The 1,003-nt window shown below is 64.7% G+C and carries 1 protein-coding gene; it reads right to left on the reverse strand.

Features of this window, described 5'->3' with window-relative positions:
• The coding region (locus tag AC1D00_RS42725) for a glycine--tRNA ligase subunit alpha (RefSeq protein ID WP_477014864.1) at positions 1–919 on the reverse strand (919 nt) is incomplete at its 3' end.
• Positions 920–1,003: the final 84 nt, after the last annotated feature.

Here is a 1,003-nt window from a genome sequence, read left to right on the forward strand (position 1 = left end):
CTTCAGTATGTATCCAGGCCTCGCCGCAGGCCTTGGCCAGCTCGCGCACGCGAAGAATGTAGCTCTGCCGCTCGGTCACGGAGATCACGCCGCGGGCGTCGAGCAGGTTGAAGACGTGGCTTGCCTTGATGCACTGGTCATAGGCCGGCAGCGCCATCAGATGCGCCTCGCGCTTGCCGTCCTTCCAGCCCGCGTCGAGATATTTCCGACAGGCCGCTTCCGCCATCTTGAACTGCTCGAACAGCATCGCGGTGTCGGCGACTTCGAAATTGTGCTTCGAGTACTCCCGCTCGGCCTGGAGGAAGACGTCGCCATAGGTGACCTTGGCGTCGCCGTCGCGGCCGTTGAAATTGAGGTCGTAGACGCGGTCGACGCCCTGCACATACATCGCGAGACGCTCGAGCCCATAGGTGAGCTCACCCGCGACCGGCGCGCATTCGAAGCCCGCGACCTGCTGGAAGTAGGTGAACTGGGAGACCTCCATGCCGTCGCACCAGCACTCCCAGCCAAGACCCCAGGCGCCCAGCGTCGGGCTCTCCCAGTCGTCCTCGACGAAGCGGATGTCGTGCACGGCGGAATCGATGCCGATCGCGGCGAGCGACTTCAGGTACAGATCCTGAAGGTTCGGCGGCGACGGCTTCATGATCACCTGGAACTGGTAGTAGTGCTGCATCCGGTTCGGGTTCTCGCCGTAGCGGCCGTCCTTGGGCCGGCGCGAGGGCTGCACATAGGCGGCGTTCCAAGGCTTGGGCCCGAGCGCGCGGAGCGTCGTCGCCGGATGGAAGGTACCCGCGCCCATCTCCATGTCGTAGGGCTGCAGGATCACGCAGCCCTGCTCGGCCCAGAACCGCTGGAGCGCGAGAATGAAGCCCTGGAACGAGCGTTCCGGGCGCATGTGGGCGGGCAATGAGTCGTCCATCGTCAGATCAGGCTCTCGCGGGGGGATGAATCGCGCGGGACCGTATCGACGGCGGGGATGGGAATCAAGGCGAAGGGGGTAAAT

This window comes from Bradyrhizobium sp. P2_E8 (assembly GCF_056403875.1).